Origin of the sequence: Kitasatospora sp. MAA4 (assembly GCF_029893355.1) — a bacterium.
Classification (GTDB): Bacteria; Actinomycetota; Actinomycetes; order Streptomycetales; family Streptomycetaceae; genus Kitasatospora.
The window spans coordinates 374179-393315 of record NZ_JARZAI010000001.1 but is presented as its reverse complement, the minus strand read 5'-3'; the positions used below and the strand labels follow the sequence as shown (position 1 = coordinate 393315).

The window sequence follows — 19137 nt, the reverse complement described above, 5'->3', positions numbered from 1 at the left end:
CAATCGATTGGGTCGGGAAGGATCAGCCGGATTCCGCAGCCCTGCGGCCACGGCGGGCGATCACTTGCCGAGAAGCTTCTTGACCTTCTTGACGTCCGCGGGGGCCACCACGACGGTGCCGGCCAGCTTGCGGGTCAGCGTGGAGGGCTTGTGCTCCAGCAGGTGGCGACGGCCGGCACGCTCGCGCAGCACCTTGCCCGAGCCCGTGATCTTGAAGCGCTTGCTGGCGCCGCTGTGCGTCTTTTGCTTCGGCATATCGCCGTCTCTCCTCGTCGGTCCGCCCTGGCCCGCGTGGCTGACCACGCGGGCAGGGGCGCTGGGTGTACTCCGGTGCCGGGGCGGGACGCCCTGGCACCGTGGTGGCCAGATCACTCGGACCGGCCGGAGCCCTGGGGCTCAGGCGTCCTGAGCGACCTCGGCCGGCTTCTCGGCGTCGGCGGCGATGTCCTCGCCGTCCTCCGCCTCGTCCTCTTCGCCTTCGGCCTCTTCCGCTTCGGCCTCAGCCGCCGCGTTCTCGGCCTCAAGGGCTGCGTCGTCGTCGAGCTCGAGGTCGTCGGCGTCGTCGGAACCGATGTTGCGGCCCTGACGCTCGGCCTTGCGGGCGTCAGCCAGCGCACGGGCCTCGGCCATCGCCTCGGTCTTCTTCTTGTGCGGGCCCAGAACCATGATCATGTTACGGCCGTCCTGCTTGGCCGAGGACTCCACGAAGCCCAGGTCCTGGACGTCGTTCGCCAGCCGCTGCAGCAGTCGGAAGCCCAGCTCGGGGCGAGACTGCTCACGACCGCGGAACATGATCGTGATCTTGACCTTGTCACCCTGCTTGAGGAACCGGACGACGTGACCCTTCTTGGTGTCATAGTCGTGCGGGTCGATCTTCGGCCGGAGCTTCATCTCCTTGATGACCGTGTGCGCCTGGTTCTTGCGCGCCTCACGGGCCTTCATGGCCGACTCGTACTTGAACTTGCCGTAGTCCATGAGCTTGCACACCGGCGGCCGGGCGGTCGCCGCGACCTCGACCAGGTCGAGGTCGTACTCCTGCGCAAGCTCCAGCGCCTTGGCAAGCGGCACAATGCCGACCTGCTCGCCGCTGGGACCGACGAGTCGCACCTCAGGGACGCGAATCCGGTCGTTGATGCGGGGCTCGGTGCTGATGGGGCCTCCTTGGTTGCACCTTCTGCGATGCGGCCGTCAGGGAGGCGGTCGCACGTAGTGGACTCGACCACTGGGCGGGGCTTCATTCGTGCTGCGCTGCCAACTGGTGTCCAGCGCACCGCGACACGAAAAAAGCCCCGCTCGGCGAACAGGCGGGGCTCCACACAACCGGGGCGGCATCCGATGGACGCCACCAGGCGACTGGACGCCCTGAGGCGTCTGTCGCGGACCCGGGACCCATCGACCCTGAGGCCGAAAAGGTGGGAGACTTTCGCGGTTGCCCTCTCGGGCCTCCTGGGTGGAGCCTCCACTTGCTGGCCAGGTTCCGCAGGGTTCCTGGCCGGTCAGTCTCGAAGCTTACCAGCCTTCCGGGGAGAAGCGTTATTCCCGTCCCCGCGAGCGTCCCTTGTACCCTCCCAGAGGTACGGATCCACCCCTAAGGAATGAGCCCCTCTTGAGCAGCGAGCCCACCGACAGCGTCTCCGCGGACGACGCGATCGGCTTCGACGACCTCACCCGCGACATCGCGGAGGTGCCGGCGGTCGAGGTGATCACCACCGTCGCGGTGCACCTGATGAGCGCGGCGGCCGTGAAGTGCGGCCTCGCCGAGGGCGGCGAGGCCGACAAGGACCTCGACGAGGCCCGCAAGCTGATCACCGCCCTGGCCGGGCTGGTGACCGCGGGCGCCCCCGAGATCAGCAACTTCCACGCCGCACCGCTGCGGGACGGCCTCAAGTCGCTCCAGCTGGCGTTCCGCGAGGCCTCGCCGTTCCCGGACGCCCCGGGCACCGGGCCGGGCGAGAAGTTCACCGGGCCGGTCTACTCCTGAGCTACCTCTGGTAGAACAGCTGCCCCGCGGGCTCCGCGCCCGCGGGCAGCAGCGCCAGGTCGAGGCCGCGCCCCAGCCGCACCCGCAGCACCGGGTCCGCCGCCAGCGCACCGGCCAGCCGCTGCGCCAGCTCCGGCACCGCCGCGTCGGCCGCGGCTCCCAGCGCGAGCACCGCGTCCGTCTCGGTTCCGGGCCGCAGCTCGGCCCGGAGCACCTCCGGCTCGGCCGCCAGCAGCGCGCTCAGCGCCGCAAGCACCTGCGGATCGCGCACCGGCGGCAGCCAGGCCCGGCCCTCGGCGACCGCGCGCATCCGCGCACCCGTCAGCTCGTAGGTCACCGGCCCGGACGGGTCGATCAGCAGCACGTCCGCGCGCTCCGCGTAGGCGGCCAGCACGGCCTGCGGCGCGGCCACCGGCGCCGGGCGCGCGTCGGCGCGCCAACGGGCCAGCGACTCCAGCGAGGTGAAGGCCGGCAGGGCGCGCCGCCCGTCGGCGGCCTCGATCACCGGGACCGCCATGTCACTGGTCTTCTCGTGCTTGAATCCCCCAGCCTTCGGCCGGGGGGACCCCCATCTCGCTTCGCTCTCGGCGTCGGTCTCCACCTCGCCGAGCAGCGCAACGATCGGCACCATCAGGCGGGCGGCGGGCAGTGCGGCGAGCAACTCCGCTTCGGCGGCCGGTTCGCGGTGCTGCGCCCAGGCCGCCAGGGCCTGGGCGAGGGCCGGATCGGCGCGGCCGTCGTCGCCGGCGAAACCTGGGTCAGGGATGTTCTTGCGGTCCACCTGGCGAGCCTAACGGCTGCGGCCCGGACGACCGCACCAGGACGTGTTCGGACCCTACCCCCGGGTAGCAGTCTGTGGCAGTCTGCGCGCATGGCCCACCACCTCTCCTCCCCCGCGGCCGACCGCGCGCGCTACGACCACGCCACCGCCCACCTGGACGCGCCGCTGGCCATCGTCGACCTGGCCGCCTTCGACGCCAACGCCGACGACCTGGTGCGCCGGGCGGCCGGCAAACCGATCCGGGTGGCCAGCAAGTCGGTCCGCTCCCGGGCGCTGCTGGAACGGGTCCTGGCGCGCGAGGGGTTCGCCGGTCTGATGAGCTTCACGCTCGCCGAGTCGATCTGGCTGGCCCGGGCCGGCTTCGAGGACGTCCTGCTCGCCTACCCGTCCACCGACCGGGCGGGCTTCGCCGAGCTGACCGCCGACCCCAAGCTGGCCGCCGGTGTCACCGTGCTGCTGGACGACCCCGCCCAGCTCGACCTGGTCGAGGCTGCCCGGGGCGGTCGCGAGGAGGTCCGGGTCTGCCTCGAAATGGACACCGCCCTCCAGCTGTTGGGCGGCCGGGTGCGGGTCGGCGCACGGCGCTCGCCGCTGCGCACACCGCAGGATCTGCGCGCCTTCGCCGAACTGGTGCAGAACCGGCCCGGGTTCCGGGTGGTCGGCCTGATGGCGTACGAGGGGCACATCGCGGGGGTCGGCGACCGGATCGCCGGACGGCCGCTGCGCTCGCGCATGATCCAGCTGATGCAGGCCAAGGCGCGGGCCGAACTGGCCGAGCGGCGCTCGGCGGTGGTCCGCGCGCTGCGTCAGGTGGCGGACCTGGAGTTCGTCAACGGCGGCGGGACCGGCAGCGTGGAGAGCACCGCCGCGGAGGCCGCGGTGACCGAGGTGGCAGCAGGCTCCGGGCTCCTCCAGCCGCGGCTCTTCGACAACTACCGCTCGTTCCAGGGCCGTCCGGCCGCGCTCTTCGCCCAGCCGGTGGTCCGCCGGCCCGGGGTGGGGGTGGTGACGGTGCTCGGCGGCGGCTACCCCGCCTCGGGCGCGGCCGGGCCGGACCGCCCGCCGGTGCCGTACCTGCCGCGGGGCCTGCGCTACGACCCCCAGGAGGGGGCCGGCGAGGTGCAGACGCCGCTGCTCGGCTCACCGGCCGACGACCTGCTGATCGGCGACCGGGTCTGGTTCCGGCACGCCAAGGCGGGCGAGCTGTGCGAGCGCTTCGCCGAGCTCCAACTGATCGAGGGCGACCGGGTGGTGCAGACCGTGCCGACCTACCGCGGCGAGGGGCAGACCTTCCTCTAAACAGCTGCGGGCCCGGCCGTGGTCCGGCCGGGCCCGTATGCGCTGACGGGAGGTCAGGTGCTGGTGCCGCCGCTCGCGGAGCCGCCGCCTGCGCCGCCGCCGCCCGGGAGCGTCCCCGTGAAGTCGGTGACGCCCTGGACGATGGTGTCCATCAGCGAGACGTCCGGCGCCTTGGCGGCGATGTCGAAGCCGAGGTGCAGGGAGATCAGGCTCTTGCCGTCCGCGGTCGGAAAGACCACCGTCTCGACGTAGCCGTCGTTGCCCTGCGAGGCCGAGACCTTCCAGCGGACCAGGTAGCCGCTGCGGCCGTCGACGGTCACCGCCTCGGACTTCAGCTCGGTGTGCGACTTGCTGTTCGGGTAGGAGTCGTTGGCCGCCACGGTGATGTCCGACTTGGCGGCCGCCTGCGGGTCGGTGCCCTTCAGCTGGCCGGTGTTCGCGCCGCCGAGCGAGCAGGTGGAGGTGGCGGCGCCGCCGCTACCGCCGGAGGGCCCGGAGCCCGGGCAGGTGTAGGTGCCGATGGACAGCACCGCGCTGCCGTCGTCACCGGTGCCGCCGCTCCAGCCGGAGGGCACCGGCAGCTGGATCTTGTTGATCACGTCGACGGCGAGGTTGCTCGCGCCCGAGCCGCCGGAGCCACCCGAGCCGCCGAGCCCCGGGAAGCCCGGCAGCCCCGGGATCGAGCCGGAACCGCCGCCGCTGGCACCCGCACCGCCGGAGCCGCCCTGGCCCGGGAGGCCCGGGAAGCCCGGGAGGCCGCCGGTACCGCCGGCGCCGCCGCCCGTACCGCCGCCGCGCTTGTGCAGGGGCGGTGCGGCGTTCTGCGGAGCCGCCGCCGGAGCCGCCTGCACGCTGCCGTCCTTGTGCACGGCGAGGTAGGTGGCGCCGGAGCCCACCGCCAGGCCGAGCAGGCCGGCCACCGCCGCCGCGACCAGCACGGGCTTGGAGATCCGCTTGAACAGGGAGGGCTTGCGGGCCACCGGCTGCGACCAGTCGATCGCGTCCTCAGCTGGGCCGTCGATCGGCGGGATCGCCTCGGTGGGCGCCTCCGGGAAGCGCACGGTCGGGCCGCTGTGCAGCACCTCGCCCTCGAGCACGGTGCCGGTGCTGCTCAGCACGGCGGTGTCCTCGGCGTCCGTACTGCCTGCGGTGTCGTCGTTCGGGGCGACCGGACGGGTGGTGGCCGTCCAGCCGCTGCCGTCCCACCAGCGCTCGGGCCGGGGGTCACTGGTCGTGTCCTGGGGGTCCGGGTACCACCCGGCCGGGATCTTCGCGTCGCTCACAGCAAGAAATGTATGGGCAGACAGATAAACGCGATATCAACTGAGCCGCGCAATCGGGCCATTTCGGATGAGATTACGGTGAGAGTCCCGTCACCCCGGCGCCGGAGTGACGGGACACGGCCTAGTTCGGCGTGACATAGGCGGACGAGATTCCCCCGTCCACCAGGAACTCGGAGGCCGTGATGAACGAGGAGTCGTCGCTCGCCAGGAATGCCACCGCCGCGGCGATCTCCTCGGGCCGGGCGAAGCGGCCGAGCGGAATGTGCACCAGGCGCCGGGCCGCCGCCACCGGGTCCGCGGCGAAGAGCTCGCGCAGCAGCGGGGTGTCCACCGGCCCCGGCGAGAGCGCGTTGACCCGGATGCCCTCGCGGGCGAACTGCACGCCCAGCTCGCGCGACATCGCCAGCACCCCGCCCTTGGATGCGGTGTAGGAGATCTGCGAGGTGGCGGCGCCCATCCGGGCCACGAAGCTGGCGGTGTTGATGATCGAGCCGTGCCCGTGCCGCCGCATGTAGGGCAGCGCCGCCCGGCAGCAGAGGTAGACCGAGGTGAGGTTGACCTCCTGCACGCGCTGCCAGGCCGCCAACTCGGTGGTCAGGGTGGAGTCGTCCTCCGGCGGCGAGATGCCCGCGTTGTTGAAGGCGACGTCCACGCTGCCGTACGTCTCGTAGGCGGTGTCGAAGAGCGCCTCGACCATGTACGGATCGGTGACGTCGGTGGCCACGAAGAGCCCGCCGACCGCCTTGGCCGCCGCCCGCCCGGCCGGCTCGTCGATGTCGGCCACCACCACCCGCGCGCCCTCGGCGGCGAGCCGGTGCGCGGCGGCCAGACCGATGCCGCTGCCGGCGCCGGTGATCACCGCGGTCCGGCCGACCAGGCGGCGGCAGACCACGGTGTCCGTCGACCTGTGGGGCATCGGTCCTCCTTCGACAATTCCGTCACGGAAAGCGATCAGCAGTATACGTTGGGTTCACAAAGCGCCTGTACAGCGGCACCGAAAACGTCCCAGAAGGGAACGACAACGGTCACCAGTGCAGCCTTTGGATCTTCCTCCGATCTGGGGTTCACTCTCCCTGCAGGGCTCCCCCGTCCTTGACCTCTCTCAGCGATCAGGAGACGACCGCGATGGCCGACCACGCCCACGATCACGATCACGCGCCTGCCCACCACGACCACGGTCACGGGCACGGCAGCCACTCGCACGCGGTGGCCGCCGACGCCGACCGGCGCTGGCTCACCAGCGCGCTCGCGCTGATCGTGGTCTTCATGCTCGGCGAGGTGCTGGTCGGCTTCGCGGCCCAGTCGCTGGCGCTGATCTCGGACGCGGCGCACATGCTGACCGACGCGGTCTCCATCGTGCTGGCACTGGTCGCGATGCGGCTGGCCGCCAAGCCGGCCCGCGGCGGCTTCACCTACGGCCTCAAGCGGGCCGAGATCCTCTCCGCGCAGGCCAACGGCGTCACCCTGCTGGTGCTGTCGGCCTGGCTCGGCTACGAATCGATCGGACGGCTGATCTCGCCGCCGAACGTCGAGGGCGGCCTGGTCCTGGTCACGGCGCTGGTCGGCATCGTGGTCAACATCGGCGCGGCCTGGTGCATGTCGAAGGCCAACCGCAGCTCGCTCAACGTCGAGGGCGCCTTCCAGCACGTGCTGACCGACCTCTACGCCTTCATCGCCACCGCGGTGGCCGGCGCGATCATGCTGACCACCGGGTTCCTGCGGGCGGACGCCATCGCCTCGCTGATCGTGGTGGCGCTGATGCTGCGGGCCGGGTACGGGCTGGTCCGGGACTCCGGCCGGATCTTCCTGGAGGCCGCCCCCGCCGGCATCGACCCGGACGCGCTCGCCGACCAACTGGTGGCCGGCCCCGCCGTGGTGGAGATCCACGACCTGCACGTCTGGGAGATCACCTCCGGCCAGCCGGCCCTCTCCGCGCACATCCTGGTCGCCCCCGGCGGCGACTGCCACGCCGTCCGGCGCGACCTCCAGCGCCGCCTGCGCGACGACTACAAAATCACCCACGCTACGCTGCAAGTGGATCACGTCGGCGAGGACGACGACCAGGATCTGCTGCAGATCACCGACGCCACCGAGTTCCTGACCGGTGAGCACTGTGCCGACTCGCACGGCCCGGTCCACCGCAGCGGGCCGCACACCCACTGAGAGCCCGACCATGACGACAGTCCTGCGGTACGCCGCGTTCACCAGCACCCCCGACGGCGGCAACAAGGCGGGCGTGGTGCCGGACGCCACCGGCCTGACGGACCACCAGATGCTGGCCCTCGCCGCCGAACTCGGCTACTCCGAGACGGCCTTCCTGACCGCGGACCGCGAGGGCCGCCCGCGCCACTACGACGTGCGCTACTTCGCGCCCGCCATGGAGGTGCCGTTCTGCGGCCACGCCACGGTCGCCGCGGCGGTGGCGATGGCCGAACTGACCGGCCCCGGCGACCTGGTCTTCGAGACCGGCTCCGGAACCGTCCCGGTCACCGTGGCGGCCGACCCGAACGGCGTCCTGCGCGCCACCCTGACCAGCGTCGAGCCGCACGTCCTGGACGTCGAACCGGCCGACCTCCAGGAGGCGCTGGCCGCCCTGGACTGGCAGCCCGCCGACCTCGACCCCTCGCTCCCGCCGCGGTTCGCCTACGCCGGCGCCCGGCACCTGGTGCTGGCCGCCGCCACCCGGCAGCGGCTCGCGGACCTGGCGTACGACTTCGACCGGCTGGCCGCCTTCATGACGGCACACCAGCTGATCACCCTCCAGCTGGTCTGGCGGGAGAGCGCCACCGTCTTCCACGTCCGCGACCCGTTCCCGGTCGGCGGCGTGGTCGAGGACCCGGCGACGGGCGCGGCGGCCGCCGCGTTCGGCGCGTACCTGCGCGAGCTCGGCCAGGCGCCCGGCGACACCGTCCTGACCCTGCACCAGGGCGAGGACCTCGGCAGCCCCGGCCTGCTCCACGTCGAACTGCGCACCGGCGACCCGCGGGTGCGGGTCAGCGGCGCGGCGGTACGACTGCCCTGATTTGTCAGTGGGGTGCGGGATGATCGGCGGGTGACCGCACCCCGACTGATGCTCCTCGACTCCGCCAGCCTCTACTTCCGCGCCTACTTCGGCGTCCCGGAGTCCCTGAAGTCCCCGGACGGCCAACCGGTGAACGCCGTCCGGGGCCTGCTCGACTTCATCACCCGGCTGGTCCAGGACCACCACCCCGACCAGCTGGTCGCCTGCATGGACGCCGACTGGCGCCCGCAGTGGCGCGTCGACCTCATCCCCACCTACAAGACCCACCGACTGGCCCCCGAGGGGACGGCGGGCGAGGAGGAGATCCCGGACACCCTCTCCCCCCAGGTCCCGGTGATCGAACAGGTCCTGGACGCCCTCGGCATCGCCCGGATCGGCTCCCCCGGCTACGAGGCCGACGACGTCATCGGCACCCTCACCGCCCGCGCCACCGGTCCCGTCGGGATCGTCACCGGCGACCGGGAGACTGCACATTACCAACCCGCGCGCGTCCTGATCGTGACAGGCGACAGAGACCTCTTCCAGCTCGTCGACGACGCCCGCGGCGTGCAGGTCATCTACCCGGTCAAGGGCGTCGGCAACGCCGAGGTCATCAACGAGGCCGCCCTGCTCGAGAAGTACGGCGTCACCGGGACCGAGTACGCCGACATGGCAGCCCTGCGCGGCGACCCGAGCGACGGCCTCCCGGGCGTCAAGGGCATCGGCGAGAAGACCGCCGCCCAACTCATCCGCGAGTACGGCGACCTCGCCGGCATCCGCGCCGCCGCCGCCGACCCCCTCTCCAAGCTCACCCCGGCCCGCCGCAAGAACATCCTCGAAGGCGCCCCCTACCTCGACGTCGCCCCCACCGTCGTCCGCGTCGCCACCGACGTCCCCCTCCCCACCTTCGACCCCATCCTCCCCACCGAACCCCTCGACCCCATGACCCTCGAAGCCCTCACCACCCGCTGGGGCCTCGGCACCTCCCTCACCCGCCTCCTCGACACCCTCGCCGCCACCCGCTAACGAGGATCGGCAAGACATCGGCGCCCGGCAACCCCTTTGCCGACCGCACAGCACGTGCCCCCGGACGGAAGCCGGGCAGCTCACTGACAATCAGACACCGCAAGCTGGCTTTGACTGCGCGGCCAAGCGGGCAGTGTCTGAGCGGCCGTACGGGCTAAGCGGCCACCGCGCAACCATCGTTCGGGAGGGGAAAACCTTGCTGACCTCGTACACCTACGACGACGGCCACGAACTGCGCCAGCACGCCGCTGAGCAGAACCTCAACTGTCCGCCGGACACGGAACTGTCCAAGCTCACGGTGGACCACGTCCTTCGGTTGTCGGCGATCACTGCGGCGCAGCCCAGCGTCATCGCCGCGAACCAGCGCCTACTCGCGCTCTTCGCAGTCCTGCCCGCCCTCGGGGATGAAGAGGACCCGGGCTTCTGGCTCGAAGTCCAGCGTGCCGGAGACGGCAGCCTGTACCTGGCGGGCGGGAACATCGAGGGCTGGATCCGACTCACCTTCACCTACCCGAATGAGACCGCGCTGGCCGGGAACATCCTCGATGCCATCCGGACTCTAGCCGCGGAAGGCCGGACGGCCGTCGCGGAAGTCATCGGCAAGCGCCTGTTCAACACTGACCATGCCGCCTACGACGGCGAGCTGTGGCTTAGGGCCGTCGAGGAGGCCGCCTTCGCCGTGCTGATGGCGGCCAAGGCTCCAAGCGACCCCGAGGCGGTGAAGAACTTCCGCAACAGCTGGCTGCAGGGCTGACCGACACGCACACAGCCAGCGACAGGCGGCCCGAACTGCGGTTCGGGCTGCCTGCGAGCCGGGCTATTGCGGGGGCGTTGCGCCGGCTTCGCGGCCGACTTCAACGGCATTTGAGGACGTGGTGGTGATAGCCCTCCAGGTGGCCATCGGGGACAGCGGTGGGGCTGCCTTGGAGGGTGTACCACTCGTCAACATCGTTGCACTGGACAGCGATGCCGACCATGCCGTCGCCACGGCAGGTGGTGCGCACGGTCAGGTCACTGATGATGACGCCTACCTCATCGATCATCGCGCCACCGGGTCCGGCGACCACCTTTCCGCCCTCCCGGAAGTGGTGACCATGAAACTGATATTGCCACCCATCACCTGCAGCCCTCTTTCAATCCAAGAGAGGATCAAGGCGTAGGCGTCGGTCTGCCCGCTGTCGCCCTTCACGCATGAGCTTTTTCTGCTCCCGCACCCACAAGCCGAGCCGCCGGCCGTCCAGAGTCACATATGATTCCGGCGGCACCGCCCCTCCGTGCTTCTGCATATAGCCCTCAAGAAGGGAGAACCAAATTTCCCATGCTTGGTCAAATACATTCAGGGTCCAGCCCGGAAGCGACTCAAGGCGAGCCTTCCGATCGGCCGATATTTTGCCGGACTTGACACTGGCGCGCTGCTTAGCGAGCCATTCGCCGATCGGCAATCCATGGAGTTCCTGAGTGCGAGTAGCGCGGCAATGGCCATTTGCGTCTGAAAATTCCAGCATTGCCGCAACGTATTCCTCCCATATGGCATCAGGAACAGACCACGTCCACCCCGAAAGTGATTCAAGTTGCAGGCGGTCTGATCTGGGCATGATTCTCGCCGAATGCAGCTTTCGCTGATCGGAAACCCATATCCCCAACTGGGTACCGTCGTCAGTGCGGTAATGATAGGGCACGCGCGCATGCCCGTTCTCTGCTTCAAACGCGCGCAAGAGAGCAACCATCTGCGCGCGACGTTCGCCGTCCGGGCTCCAAGTCCACCCCGGGAGAACTTCCACTTCATGGATCTGCTGGCTGGTGAGCTTCGCCACCCGGTACCGCGTGCGCAGGTAGCCGACCCAGAGCCCGAGAGGTTCGCCATTGTCGCAGACATGGTCCGATCGCATATTCATGTCACCGCAATGGATGACGTGCAAGCGGGCGAGGCGAAGCTTGCGTTCCCACTCATCGCTTCTTGGGAACCACGACCAGCCTGGGAGGGCCTCAAGGCGCTGGCGCCTGTCTTCCTTGAGCGTTCCACGCTTGTAGCGTGTGCGTTGCTGCGCCGCCCACGGCCCGATCGGAAGCCCATCCTGCATGGTGTCCTTGGATGGGGACGCAACCCCGGCCTCCTCCGTCCAAGAGGTCAATGCCTGCAGCATGACGTTGAATCCAGGGTAGCCATTCCATTCCCACCCAGGCATCCCGTTGAGCATCTCCACTTGCCAAGGTGCCAATCGCCGGCGAGCGAAGTCTGAGCGCTGCTTTGCAACCCACGCGCCGATGGCATGGCCAGAGGCCAGGATGTGCCCCTTTTGCGGCAGACGGGAATGCTTGGCAAAATATGAGCCGGTAAGCCTGACCATGTTGATCCACTGGCTTCTGAGCGCCGCGCGCTCTCTAAGTATCCACTCGGCGGCTTCTTGGGTGCGTTTAGCTTCGGTGGCGTTGAGATAGTTGCCCAGGCCGTCAATTGGGCCAGTCAGGTCGGCAATGCGATTTAGCACTGCATCGGCAATAGCCTTGGTTCTTGCATACTGCGGCAGCATCACATTTTGTGAATCGATCTGGGCGAGGCCGTGCTCGCGCACCCTCACGACGATCCAACCGCTTGCGGTCAGGTCGTGGATCTTTCGATGATCTCTCTCTTGGGCCTCGGCGCTTCGGTGATAGCGATACCCGTCGTATTCGACGATGACCCTACGGGCATGGATGACGACGTCGCAATCCCAGCTCTGTGCGGCTCCAGTGACTTCAGACGTCTCAACGCCGCATCCGAGTAAGTAGTCGATCTCATGCGCCAGTTCCACCTCAATCCGAGATCGTCCTGAAAATGCACATAATGGACAATTTGTTCCGCCTGAGGTTCGGGCGGCTGGCGTTGTCTCCCAGGTATGGCCCTCGTCAAATCTGCAGAGCCAGCGAACTTTCTTGGAGGACTTCGGCTTGACTTGGCTCGGGAGCAGGATGTTGTCGGGGTGCCATTCCGCTGCTACGTGGGGGTATGTCTCTGCGAGGCTCTCGCCTGCACGTGGTGTCGAACTCGGCATGAGCCAGGACCGTACCGGGCGCTACTGACAACGCGGTCCAACGGCGTCTGCTGTTGCCCTGTGCCACCGGAGCCTCGATGTGCCGCCAGTCCGCCACCGTCTGCCTGATCAAGTCGCCCAGCCGCGCCGCTCGCGAAGTGCCGCTGCTAACACAGCGGTTGACGGCCCTGCCCGACCCGCGCGGCCGCGGGGGACGACGCCGTGCGCTGGCCGCGGTGTTACGCACCGCCGCCTGCGCTGTCCCGGCCGGCGCCCGGTCCTACCTGGCGATCGGCCAGTGGGCCCGCCACGCACCCCAACACACCCTGGCCCGGCTCGGCGTGCACGCCCACGGCCCCTCGGCCTGCGAACCCCGCCGTCCACCTCCACGCTGCGCCGGGTACTGGTCCCGGTCTGCACCGGCGGCCCTTGCCGACCTGCAGGGTAACGACCCCCGTCGGGACTGACACGCTGGCTGTGGATGGGAAGACCGCACGCGGCTCCCGCGCCCCAGACCAGGCCACCGCCCACCTGCTCGCCGTCGTCACCTCGACCGGCAGAGTTTCAACGAGGCCCCAGGGGTCGCCCATCCGCCAATACGCCGACGCCTCCAGGGCCCGGGACACAGCCGGCACTCGGCACTCACCTGCTCGACACCCCCACGGCCGACCACCAAGGACGGAACTGGCCTCTCGACCGAGGCTCCCCGGCGCGCCCAGGACGCACCGCGATTCCACATGACAGCTGGGCAGTCGGGCAGTCGGGCAGAACAAGTTCGAGCCGTACTTCGACCTCTGAATCAGCCTCTATGGGCCAGTTGGCCAGGGCACCCTTTCATGGCCTCTGACCTGCGAAAACGTCTCTCAGAAGCTCTCGCCGTTGCTCGCTCCTCCTCGCCCTCATGTGAAATGAGTGTGAAATGGCGACACCGATAGCTGACGGTAGATCAGCTAGGCAGACCAACGTCGGCGGTGGTCACGCTCCTCACAGAGCGTGACCACCGCCGTTCTCGTTGCACCTCACATCGCGGGTGATCACCCAGCCTCGCCCGGACGTGCTGCGACGTTCTCGCAGCCAGCCGGCCAGACGCCTTGATGCCCGAGCGAGAACGGAAAGTCCCGATAGCCCGCCTCCCGACTTACCGGCCATCCATCATGGAGGCATGACGTCCAATGACCCCGCCCCGGCACACGCGCGACCAGAAATCACGGCGGTGACGCGGCAAGACATCTTCAAGTACCTGCGCGGGATGTCGAGTCCCTGGTGGGGGAAACTGGACGAAGTCACGTTCCTGGAGGACCTCTACGACCTGGACCAATCGCCGTCAGAGAACAGCCGGCTCCCGACGGTCCGCGCCGATATCCAGCAGCACCGGTTCAACAACCACGACCTGGCCGACGACTGGATCTTCGAGGACCCCAGGTTGGGGCTCTCCCACGGACCGGACGAGGTACTTCTCGCCCTTTCTGGCACGGATGGTCCATCCGGAGGTAGCGGCCGATGTCGAGGAGGCGACGGGGCACATCGAGGAGCTGAACCGGCTTCTTGCACCGGACGGATGGAACCTCCGTCCCTATGCGTTCATTTCCGGCCGCCCCCTGTACGCCCCGGTCCGCGTTGCGCCGACGGGCCCGTTGGTCCCGCTGCCACTGGGCGACGAGGAGACGAGCAAACTCGACCTAGTCCTGGGCCAGACCTACAGCCTCCTGGACTGCGCCGGCGAGGAGAGCGCACGCGATCTGCTGCGCACCGCGGTCCTGACCCTGCGCCGCGACGGCGGCTTCTTCCATCCCATACCGGGTGACGGCTGGACGGCGGACACGTACGAGGCGGTCCTGACGGTGGAGCGCGAGCTCCTGCACACCTGTACCGAAGAGACGAAGGAGTTGATCTGGCGAACGCTGGAGGCCGTGCTCGGCCAGCTCGGGCGCATCGACGTTCAGGACCTCGTGGTCGAAGGTGATCCCCGGCCGATGCCCAGCATCCCGCCGGACTGGCGGATCCAGGGCGCCACACCTGGCACTCCTGTCGTTCGCGGCTTCCGCCTCCCTTACTCCGCAACCGAGTTCGATGTCACTCGGGGGGACTTCGCCAGCCTGCAGATCCGCGGTTCGCAGGACGGCGGCGGGTTCCAGTACCTCTACGACACCCGCGCACACCGGATGATCACCGATTTCGTCCTCGACGATCGGCCTCAGGTGGCGACCCTGTGCAACGTCGTCATCATCAAGAAGGGCGACAGCTTCACGCCGAGGATCAAACTCTGGAAGAAGGACAAGAAGAAGGCTGGGGAGACACCCGTCAGCCAGATGATTCCTGACACTGGGGCCACCCGGGCCGTCAAGGCGCTCGTCGACACCGGTGACGCTCACCAGAACTTCTGGAAGGTCATCAACTTCCTCCAGGGCTGCGCTGGCCTGAGCACGCACGGCGACCCTCTCCAGCTGGTGGCCGGCGGCGAGGCGCAGTTGGCCCAGCTGCTTACAGGTCAGGACCGGACGACGGTTCTCGGTGCGGTCAGGACCGGACGACGGTTCTCGGTGCGGTCAGGACCGCGATCGGCGGTGGCCTCACCGAGGAGGACATCCGGCTGATCAGCAACCGCAAGGAACAGCTCCAGAGGTTCGAGCGACTGCTTACCGATCCGGACTACTTCCAGCAGGCGGAGAGCCTGGCCACGACCCGCGGGGCGGAGGCGGTCTGGCAGGCATTCTTCGAAAAGAACCAGTGGATCTTTGGTTACGGCCTCAACCTCATCGCCTGCGAATCCATCGACGATGGCAAGCTGGAACGCATCACCACAGGCGCCAGCATTTTCGGCGGGGCCGGGAAGCGCATTGACGCCATCATGCGTTCCAAGGGCCTGATCAGCAGCATGCTCTTCTGCGAGATCAAGACCCACGAGACGGAGCTGCTCGCCAGGACCCCGTACCGATCGGGCGTCTTCCATGCCTCGAAGGAGCTGGGCGGGGGTGTGGCCCAGGTGCAGGTGACCGCCAACAAGGCCCAGCAGCTCATCTCCCGCGAGTTCCTCGATCGCATCTACGAGGACGACGGCACCCCAATCGATATCGGGCTGTCTACCACCCGCCCCCGGCAGGTTGTGGTAATCGGGAGCCTGCGCGAGTTCATCCATAACGGCGCCGTGAACCCGGCGAAGCTCAGCTCCTTCGAGCTGTACCGGACATCCATCCAGGACGTCGAGATCATCACGTTCGACGAGCTCTACCAGCGGGCCTGCTTCATCGTCGAGGACCGCTGACTTGTGCCGGCGCCAGCGCGTCGGATCGAGCTCCATCGCATGGTCATTGCGACGGGCAAGTCGTCTCCCCTGGCGTCAGAGCGCCTGCGCGATCAGGGTTTCGAGTTGCTGTGTGATGTGTTCCAGAAGCTGGATGCTGCGCTTGGCCTGCCCGCACATCGCGGTGGCACCGTCGACGGCTGTGACGATGAGGGTGGCGAGTTGGGCGGCTTGGTAGGGATTCGAGCCGTGTGCGCGTATTGAGTCGGTGATTGCCTGAGTCCAGTGGGTGAAGCCGCCAGCTGCAGCTGTCAGGGCGGGGGCACCTCCTGGTTCGCAGGTTCCTCAGCTCGACGCTCGCGTCCACGCTTCGCCGTTGACCGCACGTACCGTGCCGGAGTGTTACGGGGTGCCAGGTCCCCAGTCGTGGCCGTGGTTCAGCAGTAGCGACATGAGGAGATACTCGGAGTTCAGGAGCAGCAGCCGCACCTGCGCCAGATCGCCCTTCGACGCGTGCTTGACCTTCTGCAGGGGATTGCGGATCCGACGCACCATCATCGCGAACGCGTCGGCCTGTGCCTGGACAAGCTGGCGGTCGCCACCAAGCTTGCTCGCCAGATACACGACCCTCAGGGCATGCGGGGGCCGATCCTGGCCTTCCCACTCCTTCTGCGACCGGTTCTCGGCCGTGTGCCAGGCCCGCACGACGTCGTCCGGAGCAGCGGCGCGAAGGGTACGGTCCACGACCTCGACGACCAGGTTGGCGACCGTCACCGCGACTGCCGGGCCTTGGTGGTGGATGCTGTGCCAGGCACCCTCCAGCAGCTCGGGGACGTTCGGGTCGAGCTCGCGCAGTACGGCGTGGAGGTCGCCGAAGATACCGAGGCGCTCTTCCTGCCAGGGCGCGAGGACCTCGTCGTCGATGCGCTCGGCCGTCTCCTCCAGCTCCAGCCCCTGCAAGTCGGTTGAGGACAGCAGGTCTGTGCTGACCAGACCGAGGGTCGTTCGGCCCGCTATGACTGGAGCCGCACCCACGCGGCGCGGGGCGGGCAGGCTGTGCACCAGGAAGTCCTCCCACTGGATCACAGCACGGCCTGTGGCGGCACCGAGCAGCCCGGCGCCCGGATCCCGGAGAACTGCCCAGTCGGTCAGGCCCACCTGCGCCCTGGAGATCCGCGCGAGTTCCACGAGGTCCGAAGTTGCTCCCCCGGCGAGGTGGTACGCCTCCTCGATACGAATATCGGCCGCGAGCGAGGTCCGCCAGCTCGTCAGGGCCCCGGTTCCAAACGACCGCTCGACCAAGCTGGCCGTAGCCGTGAACTGGGCCAGGCGACGGTCCTCTGGCGTCACCAGGTCCAGCGCGCGAAGACTGGACGCTGTTGCCACTTCGGCGACGGAGCGAGCCGAGTACTCCAAGGCGAACGCATGACCCGCGGCGACGCTTTCCAGCACCTGCCCTGCCTGATCCGCCCAGGAGTCGTACTGCTGCATGACCTCGACGAACGTGGCCATGACGCTCGCCACAGCGCCGCGCGTGTCGTACTTCTCGGCGATGTCAGCCCAAAGCCGTGACCGCGAAGCCTGCATCTGGGCCGTGCTCTCCAGGATGGAGCTGGACTCGGCAACCTGCCGGGCAATCTGCAGGGCCGTCTTGTCGAAGCCCAGGCCGGCGTTGCGCACGGCCTCGGCAATGAGGCTCGACGTCGAGGGGACGGAGTCCAGTACCGTGCGCAAGACCGCTGCGGCTGCACCGGCCTGTCCGTTCGTCTCCGTCAACGACCCGATGGTGGCCGCCCTGCGCGGCTTCACCACGACTGCGGCTTCCACCTCCGGCACGTCCTGGACGGATGCCTGCTCGTCGTCGTTCTGGCCCTGCTCTGCGTGCTCCACAGCCACCGTGCTCCTCGCCTGGACCATTCGACACGACGATAGCCCTCGACTCGGACAGACAGACCCTTTCAAGGCACAACGAAGCGCGACACCGTGTGCATCAAGAGCCTTATGCAGTCAGCACGTTACCGAGAGCAGTCGGCAGACGGCGGGCGGGCTGACGTGGCCTGCGCCTCCCACGGGTCAGCGGCTGCCCGCGAGTAGCCCGGCCATCGCCGCGAGCACCGTCGGCTCGACCCGGTAGTACACCCAGACCCCGCGCCGCTGCGATGACAGGCTCTACGCCGCCGTCATCGGCATCGCCGGCGCCGCCACCCAGTACGAACCCGCCTTCGCCACCGTCAACGCCGGCTTCGCCTCCACCATCTTCATGCCCACCGCCACCCTCCTCACCAACATCGGCAGGGCGGTCCACGCCCTGCGCGCCGGCCACGTCGGCCTGGTGGTGCTGGTGGACACGTACGACGGCATCAACCTGCCCGGCAAGGCGTGCGAAGTGCTGGTCATGGACGGCCTGCCCGAAGCCTACGGCGGCATCACCCGGCGCGAGCAGGTCCTGCTCGGCGACTCCGACGGCATGGTGAACCGGCAGCTGCAGCGCCTGGAGCAGGGCATGGGCCGCAGCGTCCGATCCCGCAGCGACCACTGCGTGGTGCTGCTCCTGGGCCCCCGCCTCTCCCAGCTGATCGCCTCCCCCCAGTACCGAGAGCGCTTCGGGCCTGCCACCCGCGTCCAGATCGAGCTGTCCCGCAAAGTCGCCCAGCCCCTGGTGAAGGCACTGGCCTACAACCCGTCGCTGCTGCGCCCGCTTGAGGGGGTCAAAGCCACCCGGCTCACAGCGAACAACCCGCAGACGATCCAGGCCGCCAAGTACCTGGAGACGACGTACCGGGACCGCAACAGCCTGCTTCTCGGCATCGACTCGCTCCTGGCGGACCTGGTCTACGACCCGAAGCGGGTGCCAGCGTTCGAAGCCGCCCTGGAGCGCCTCGGCCTGCACCTCGGCTTCGCTGCCCAGCGCCCGGAGCAGTCCGTCCGCAACGGGCCCGACGTCCTGTGGGCGATCGGCAATCTCCGCTACCTGGTGCTGGAGGCGAAGTCTGGCGCGACCACGGACAAGATCTGGCGCAGCGTCGTTGAGCAGCTGCCCATTCAATGAACTGGTTCCAGGAGACCTACGACAGCACCTGCAGCGCTACCCCGGTCCTGCTGCACCGGTCCAACACCCTGGAATACAACGCGGTCGCTCCGCCGGGCACACGCATTGTCACCGAGGAGACCATGGGCAACCTTGGTCAGGCCCTGCGCAAGTCGGTGATCTCGCTCGCGGACGCTGGCGCGTGGGCCGACCCGGGCGCGGTCGAGACTCAGTTTCGCGCCCACGGGCTCCTCGCGCAGGGACTCGCCGATCGGTTTAGCGTCAAGCCCCGCAGCATCTGACCGGGTCAGCCCGCGGTCGTCGCCGGCACGACCTGCCAGCGACGGCCGGAGTCGATCCAGTCGAACCGGTAGCCCCGGCAGGTCGAGTTGTCCACCGCCCGTGGATAGCCCCGGCGCTGGGCAGGATGTCGGCTGGTTGCCCACTACGGGACAGCCGCGGATTCGGGCCTACTGGTCCGGGCGG

The 19137-nt window shown here is 68.8% G+C and carries 20 protein-coding genes and 2 pseudogenes; 13 read left to right on the top strand and 9 right to left on the bottom strand.

Annotation, left to right across the window (positions count from 1 at the left end; all coding sequences use genetic code 11):
• Window positions 1-60 precede the first annotated feature (60 nt).
• Window positions 61-255, bottom strand: coding sequence for a 50S ribosomal protein L35 (rpmI, locus tag P3T37_RS01760; protein WP_035804704.1), 195 nt, complete (start codon window positions 253-255; stop codon window positions 61-63).
• Window positions 256-396: 141 nt separating this feature from the next.
• Entirely contained in the window at window positions 397-1152 is a 756-nt protein-coding gene (gene infC, locus P3T37_RS01755) for a translation initiation factor IF-3 (RefSeq protein WP_280721689.1), read from the bottom strand.
• Between the two features lie 454 nt (window positions 1153-1606).
• Between infC and P3T37_RS01750 the strand changes: the two genes are divergently transcribed.
• The gene (locus P3T37_RS01750) at window positions 1607-1981 is read left to right on the top strand and encodes a DUF1844 domain-containing protein (protein WP_280721557.1); all 375 of its coding nucleotides are present in this window, start codon (window positions 1607-1609) and stop codon (window positions 1979-1981) included.
• 1 nt (window position 1982) lies between these two features.
• Here P3T37_RS01750 and P3T37_RS01745 read toward each other — a convergent pair whose 3' ends face one another.
• Complete coding sequence (locus tag P3T37_RS01745; RefSeq protein WP_280721556.1) at window positions 1983-2762, bottom strand: SseB family protein; 780 nt, start codon at window positions 2760-2762, stop codon at window positions 1983-1985.
• Between the two features lie 90 nt (window positions 2763-2852).
• Between P3T37_RS01745 and P3T37_RS01740 the strand changes: the two genes are divergently transcribed.
• Entirely contained in the window at window positions 2853-4061 is a 1209-nt protein-coding gene (locus P3T37_RS01740) for an alanine racemase (protein ID WP_280721555.1), read from the top strand.
• Between the two features lie 53 nt (window positions 4062-4114).
• On the opposite strand, the gene P3T37_RS01735 is transcribed toward P3T37_RS01740, so the two are convergent.
• Together P3T37_RS01735 and P3T37_RS01730 are read right to left on the bottom strand one after the other, a co-directional pair.
• On the bottom strand, window positions 4115-5344 hold the full coding sequence (locus P3T37_RS01735; RefSeq protein ID WP_280721554.1) for a DUF2510 domain-containing protein: 1230 nt from the start codon (window positions 5342-5344) through the stop codon (window positions 4115-4117).
• Window positions 5345-5465: 121 nt separating this feature from the next.
• Window positions 5466-6260, bottom strand: coding sequence for a 3-oxoacyl-ACP reductase (locus P3T37_RS01730; protein WP_280721553.1), 795 nt, complete (start codon window positions 6258-6260; stop codon window positions 5466-5468).
• Window positions 6261-6469: 209 nt separating this feature from the next.
• Between P3T37_RS01730 and P3T37_RS01725 the strand changes: the two genes are divergently transcribed.
• The 4 genes from P3T37_RS01725 (at window position 6470) to P3T37_RS01710 (ending at window position 10125) form a co-directional block, all read left to right on the top strand.
• Window positions 6470-7507 carry a cation diffusion facilitator family transporter gene (locus P3T37_RS01725; RefSeq protein WP_280721552.1) on the top strand — a complete coding sequence of 346 codons (1038 nt, stop codon included), beginning with the start codon at window positions 6470-6472 and terminating at the stop codon, window positions 7505-7507.
• A gap of 10 nt (window positions 7508-7517) precedes the next feature.
• The gene (locus tag P3T37_RS01720) at window positions 7518-8366 is read left to right on the top strand and encodes a PhzF family phenazine biosynthesis isomerase (RefSeq protein WP_280721551.1); all 849 of its coding nucleotides are present in this window, start codon (window positions 7518-7520) and stop codon (window positions 8364-8366) included.
• 48 nt (window positions 8367-8414) lie between these two features.
• Window positions 8415-9371: a 5'-3' exonuclease gene (locus tag P3T37_RS01715; RefSeq protein ID WP_280721688.1), complete on the top strand. Its 957-nt coding sequence runs from the start codon at window positions 8415-8417 to the stop codon at window positions 9369-9371.
• Window positions 9372-9567: 196 nt separating this feature from the next.
• On the top strand, window positions 9568-10125 hold the full coding sequence (locus P3T37_RS01710; protein ID WP_280721550.1) for a hypothetical protein: 558 nt from the start codon (window positions 9568-9570) through the stop codon (window positions 10123-10125).
• 100 nt (window positions 10126-10225) lie between these two features.
• Here P3T37_RS01710 and P3T37_RS01705 read toward each other — a convergent pair whose 3' ends face one another.
• Both P3T37_RS01705 and P3T37_RS01700 read right to left on the bottom strand, forming a co-directional pair.
• Window positions 10226-10438, bottom strand: coding sequence for a hypothetical protein (locus P3T37_RS01705; RefSeq protein WP_280721549.1), 213 nt, complete (start codon window positions 10436-10438; stop codon window positions 10226-10228).
• Between the two features lie 66 nt (window positions 10439-10504).
• Complete coding sequence (locus P3T37_RS01700; RefSeq protein WP_280721548.1) at window positions 10505-12163, bottom strand: Helicase associated domain protein; 1659 nt, start codon at window positions 12161-12163, stop codon at window positions 10505-10507.
• 317 nt (window positions 12164-12480) lie between these two features.
• Here P3T37_RS01700 and P3T37_RS01695 point away from each other — a divergent pair, with 317 nt between their 5' ends.
• The 5 genes and pseudogenes from P3T37_RS01695 (at window position 12481) to P3T37_RS01675 (ending at window position 15887) form a co-directional block, all read left to right on the top strand.
• Window positions 12481-12849, top strand: a complete 369-nt coding sequence (locus P3T37_RS01695) for a transposase family protein (protein ID WP_280721547.1) — start codon at window positions 12481-12483, stop codon at window positions 12847-12849.
• 695 nt (window positions 12850-13544) lie between these two features.
• Window positions 13545-13832: pseudogene (locus tag P3T37_RS01690) on the top strand (DUF4263 domain-containing protein); the annotation flags it as partial.
• A 25-nt stretch (window positions 13833-13857) separates the two neighbouring features.
• Window positions 13858-14976, top strand: a complete 1119-nt coding sequence (locus P3T37_RS01685) for a hypothetical protein (protein WP_280721546.1) — start codon at window positions 13858-13860, stop codon at window positions 14974-14976.
• Complete coding sequence (locus P3T37_RS01680; RefSeq protein WP_348533205.1) at window positions 14940-15644, top strand: Shedu immune nuclease family protein; 705 nt, start codon at window positions 14940-14942, stop codon at window positions 15642-15644. Before P3T37_RS01685 ends, P3T37_RS01680 begins: the two co-directional genes overlap by 37 nt.
• A 39-nt stretch (window positions 15645-15683) precedes the next feature.
• Entirely contained in the window at window positions 15684-15887 is a 204-nt protein-coding gene (locus P3T37_RS01675; protein WP_280721545.1) for a hypothetical protein, read from the top strand.
• 138 nt (window positions 15888-16025) lie between these two features.
• Here the strand turns inward: P3T37_RS01675 and P3T37_RS01670 are convergent, their stop codons facing one another.
• Together P3T37_RS01670 and P3T37_RS01665 are read right to left on the bottom strand one after the other, a co-directional pair.
• On the bottom strand, window positions 16026-17513 hold the full coding sequence (locus P3T37_RS01670) for a hypothetical protein (protein WP_280721544.1): 1488 nt from the start codon (window positions 17511-17513) through the stop codon (window positions 16026-16028).
• Between the two features lie 183 nt (window positions 17514-17696).
• A pseudogene (locus tag P3T37_RS01665) lies at window positions 17697-17789 on the bottom strand (transcriptional regulator); the annotation flags it as partial.
• Window positions 17790-17883: 94 nt separating this feature from the next.
• On the opposite strand from P3T37_RS01665, the gene P3T37_RS01660 reads away from it, so the two are divergent.
• Window positions 17884-18672: a helicase C-terminal domain-containing protein gene (locus P3T37_RS01660; protein WP_280721543.1), complete on the top strand. Its 789-nt coding sequence runs from the start codon at window positions 17884-17886 to the stop codon at window positions 18670-18672.
• Window positions 18669-18953 carry a hypothetical protein gene (locus tag P3T37_RS01655; RefSeq protein WP_280721542.1) on the top strand — a complete coding sequence of 95 codons (285 nt, stop codon included), beginning with the start codon at window positions 18669-18671 and terminating at the stop codon, window positions 18951-18953. Before P3T37_RS01660 ends, P3T37_RS01655 begins: the two co-directional genes overlap by 4 nt.
• Window positions 18954-19137 lie beyond the last annotated feature (184 nt).

What these genes read in the sequence shown, in the direction of transcription:
- rpmI (WP_035804704.1), bottom strand. Translation starts at nt 255, where the DNA reads ATGCCGAAGCAAAAGACGCACAGCGGCGCCAGCAAGCGCTTCAAGATC.
- P3T37_RS01740 (WP_280721555.1), top strand. Translation starts at nt 2,853, where the DNA reads ATGGCCCACCACCTCTCCTCCCCCGCGGCCGACCGCGCGCGCTACGAC.
- P3T37_RS01730 (WP_280721553.1), bottom strand. Translation starts at nt 6,260, where the DNA reads ATGCCCCACAGGTCGACGGACACCGTGGTCTGCCGCCGCCTGGTCGGC.
- P3T37_RS01725 (WP_280721552.1), top strand. Translation starts at nt 6,470, where the DNA reads ATGGCCGACCACGCCCACGATCACGATCACGCGCCTGCCCACCACGAC.
- P3T37_RS01720 (WP_280721551.1), top strand. Translation starts at nt 7,518, where the DNA reads ATGACGACAGTCCTGCGGTACGCCGCGTTCACCAGCACCCCCGACGGC.
- P3T37_RS01715 (WP_280721688.1), top strand. Translation starts at nt 8,415, where the DNA reads ATGCTCCTCGACTCCGCCAGCCTCTACTTCCGCGCCTACTTCGGCGTC.
- P3T37_RS01695 (WP_280721547.1), top strand. Translation starts at nt 12,481, where the DNA reads ATGTGCCGCCAGTCCGCCACCGTCTGCCTGATCAAGTCGCCCAGCCGC.
- P3T37_RS01685 (WP_280721546.1), top strand. Translation starts at nt 13,858, where the DNA reads ATGGTCCATCCGGAGGTAGCGGCCGATGTCGAGGAGGCGACGGGGCAC.
- P3T37_RS01675 (WP_280721545.1), top strand. Translation starts at nt 15,684, where the DNA reads ATGGTCATTGCGACGGGCAAGTCGTCTCCCCTGGCGTCAGAGCGCCTG.
- P3T37_RS01660 (WP_280721543.1), top strand. Translation starts at nt 17,884, where the DNA reads ATGCCCACCGCCACCCTCCTCACCAACATCGGCAGGGCGGTCCACGCC.
- P3T37_RS01655 (WP_280721542.1), top strand. Translation starts at nt 18,669, where the DNA reads ATGAACTGGTTCCAGGAGACCTACGACAGCACCTGCAGCGCTACCCCG.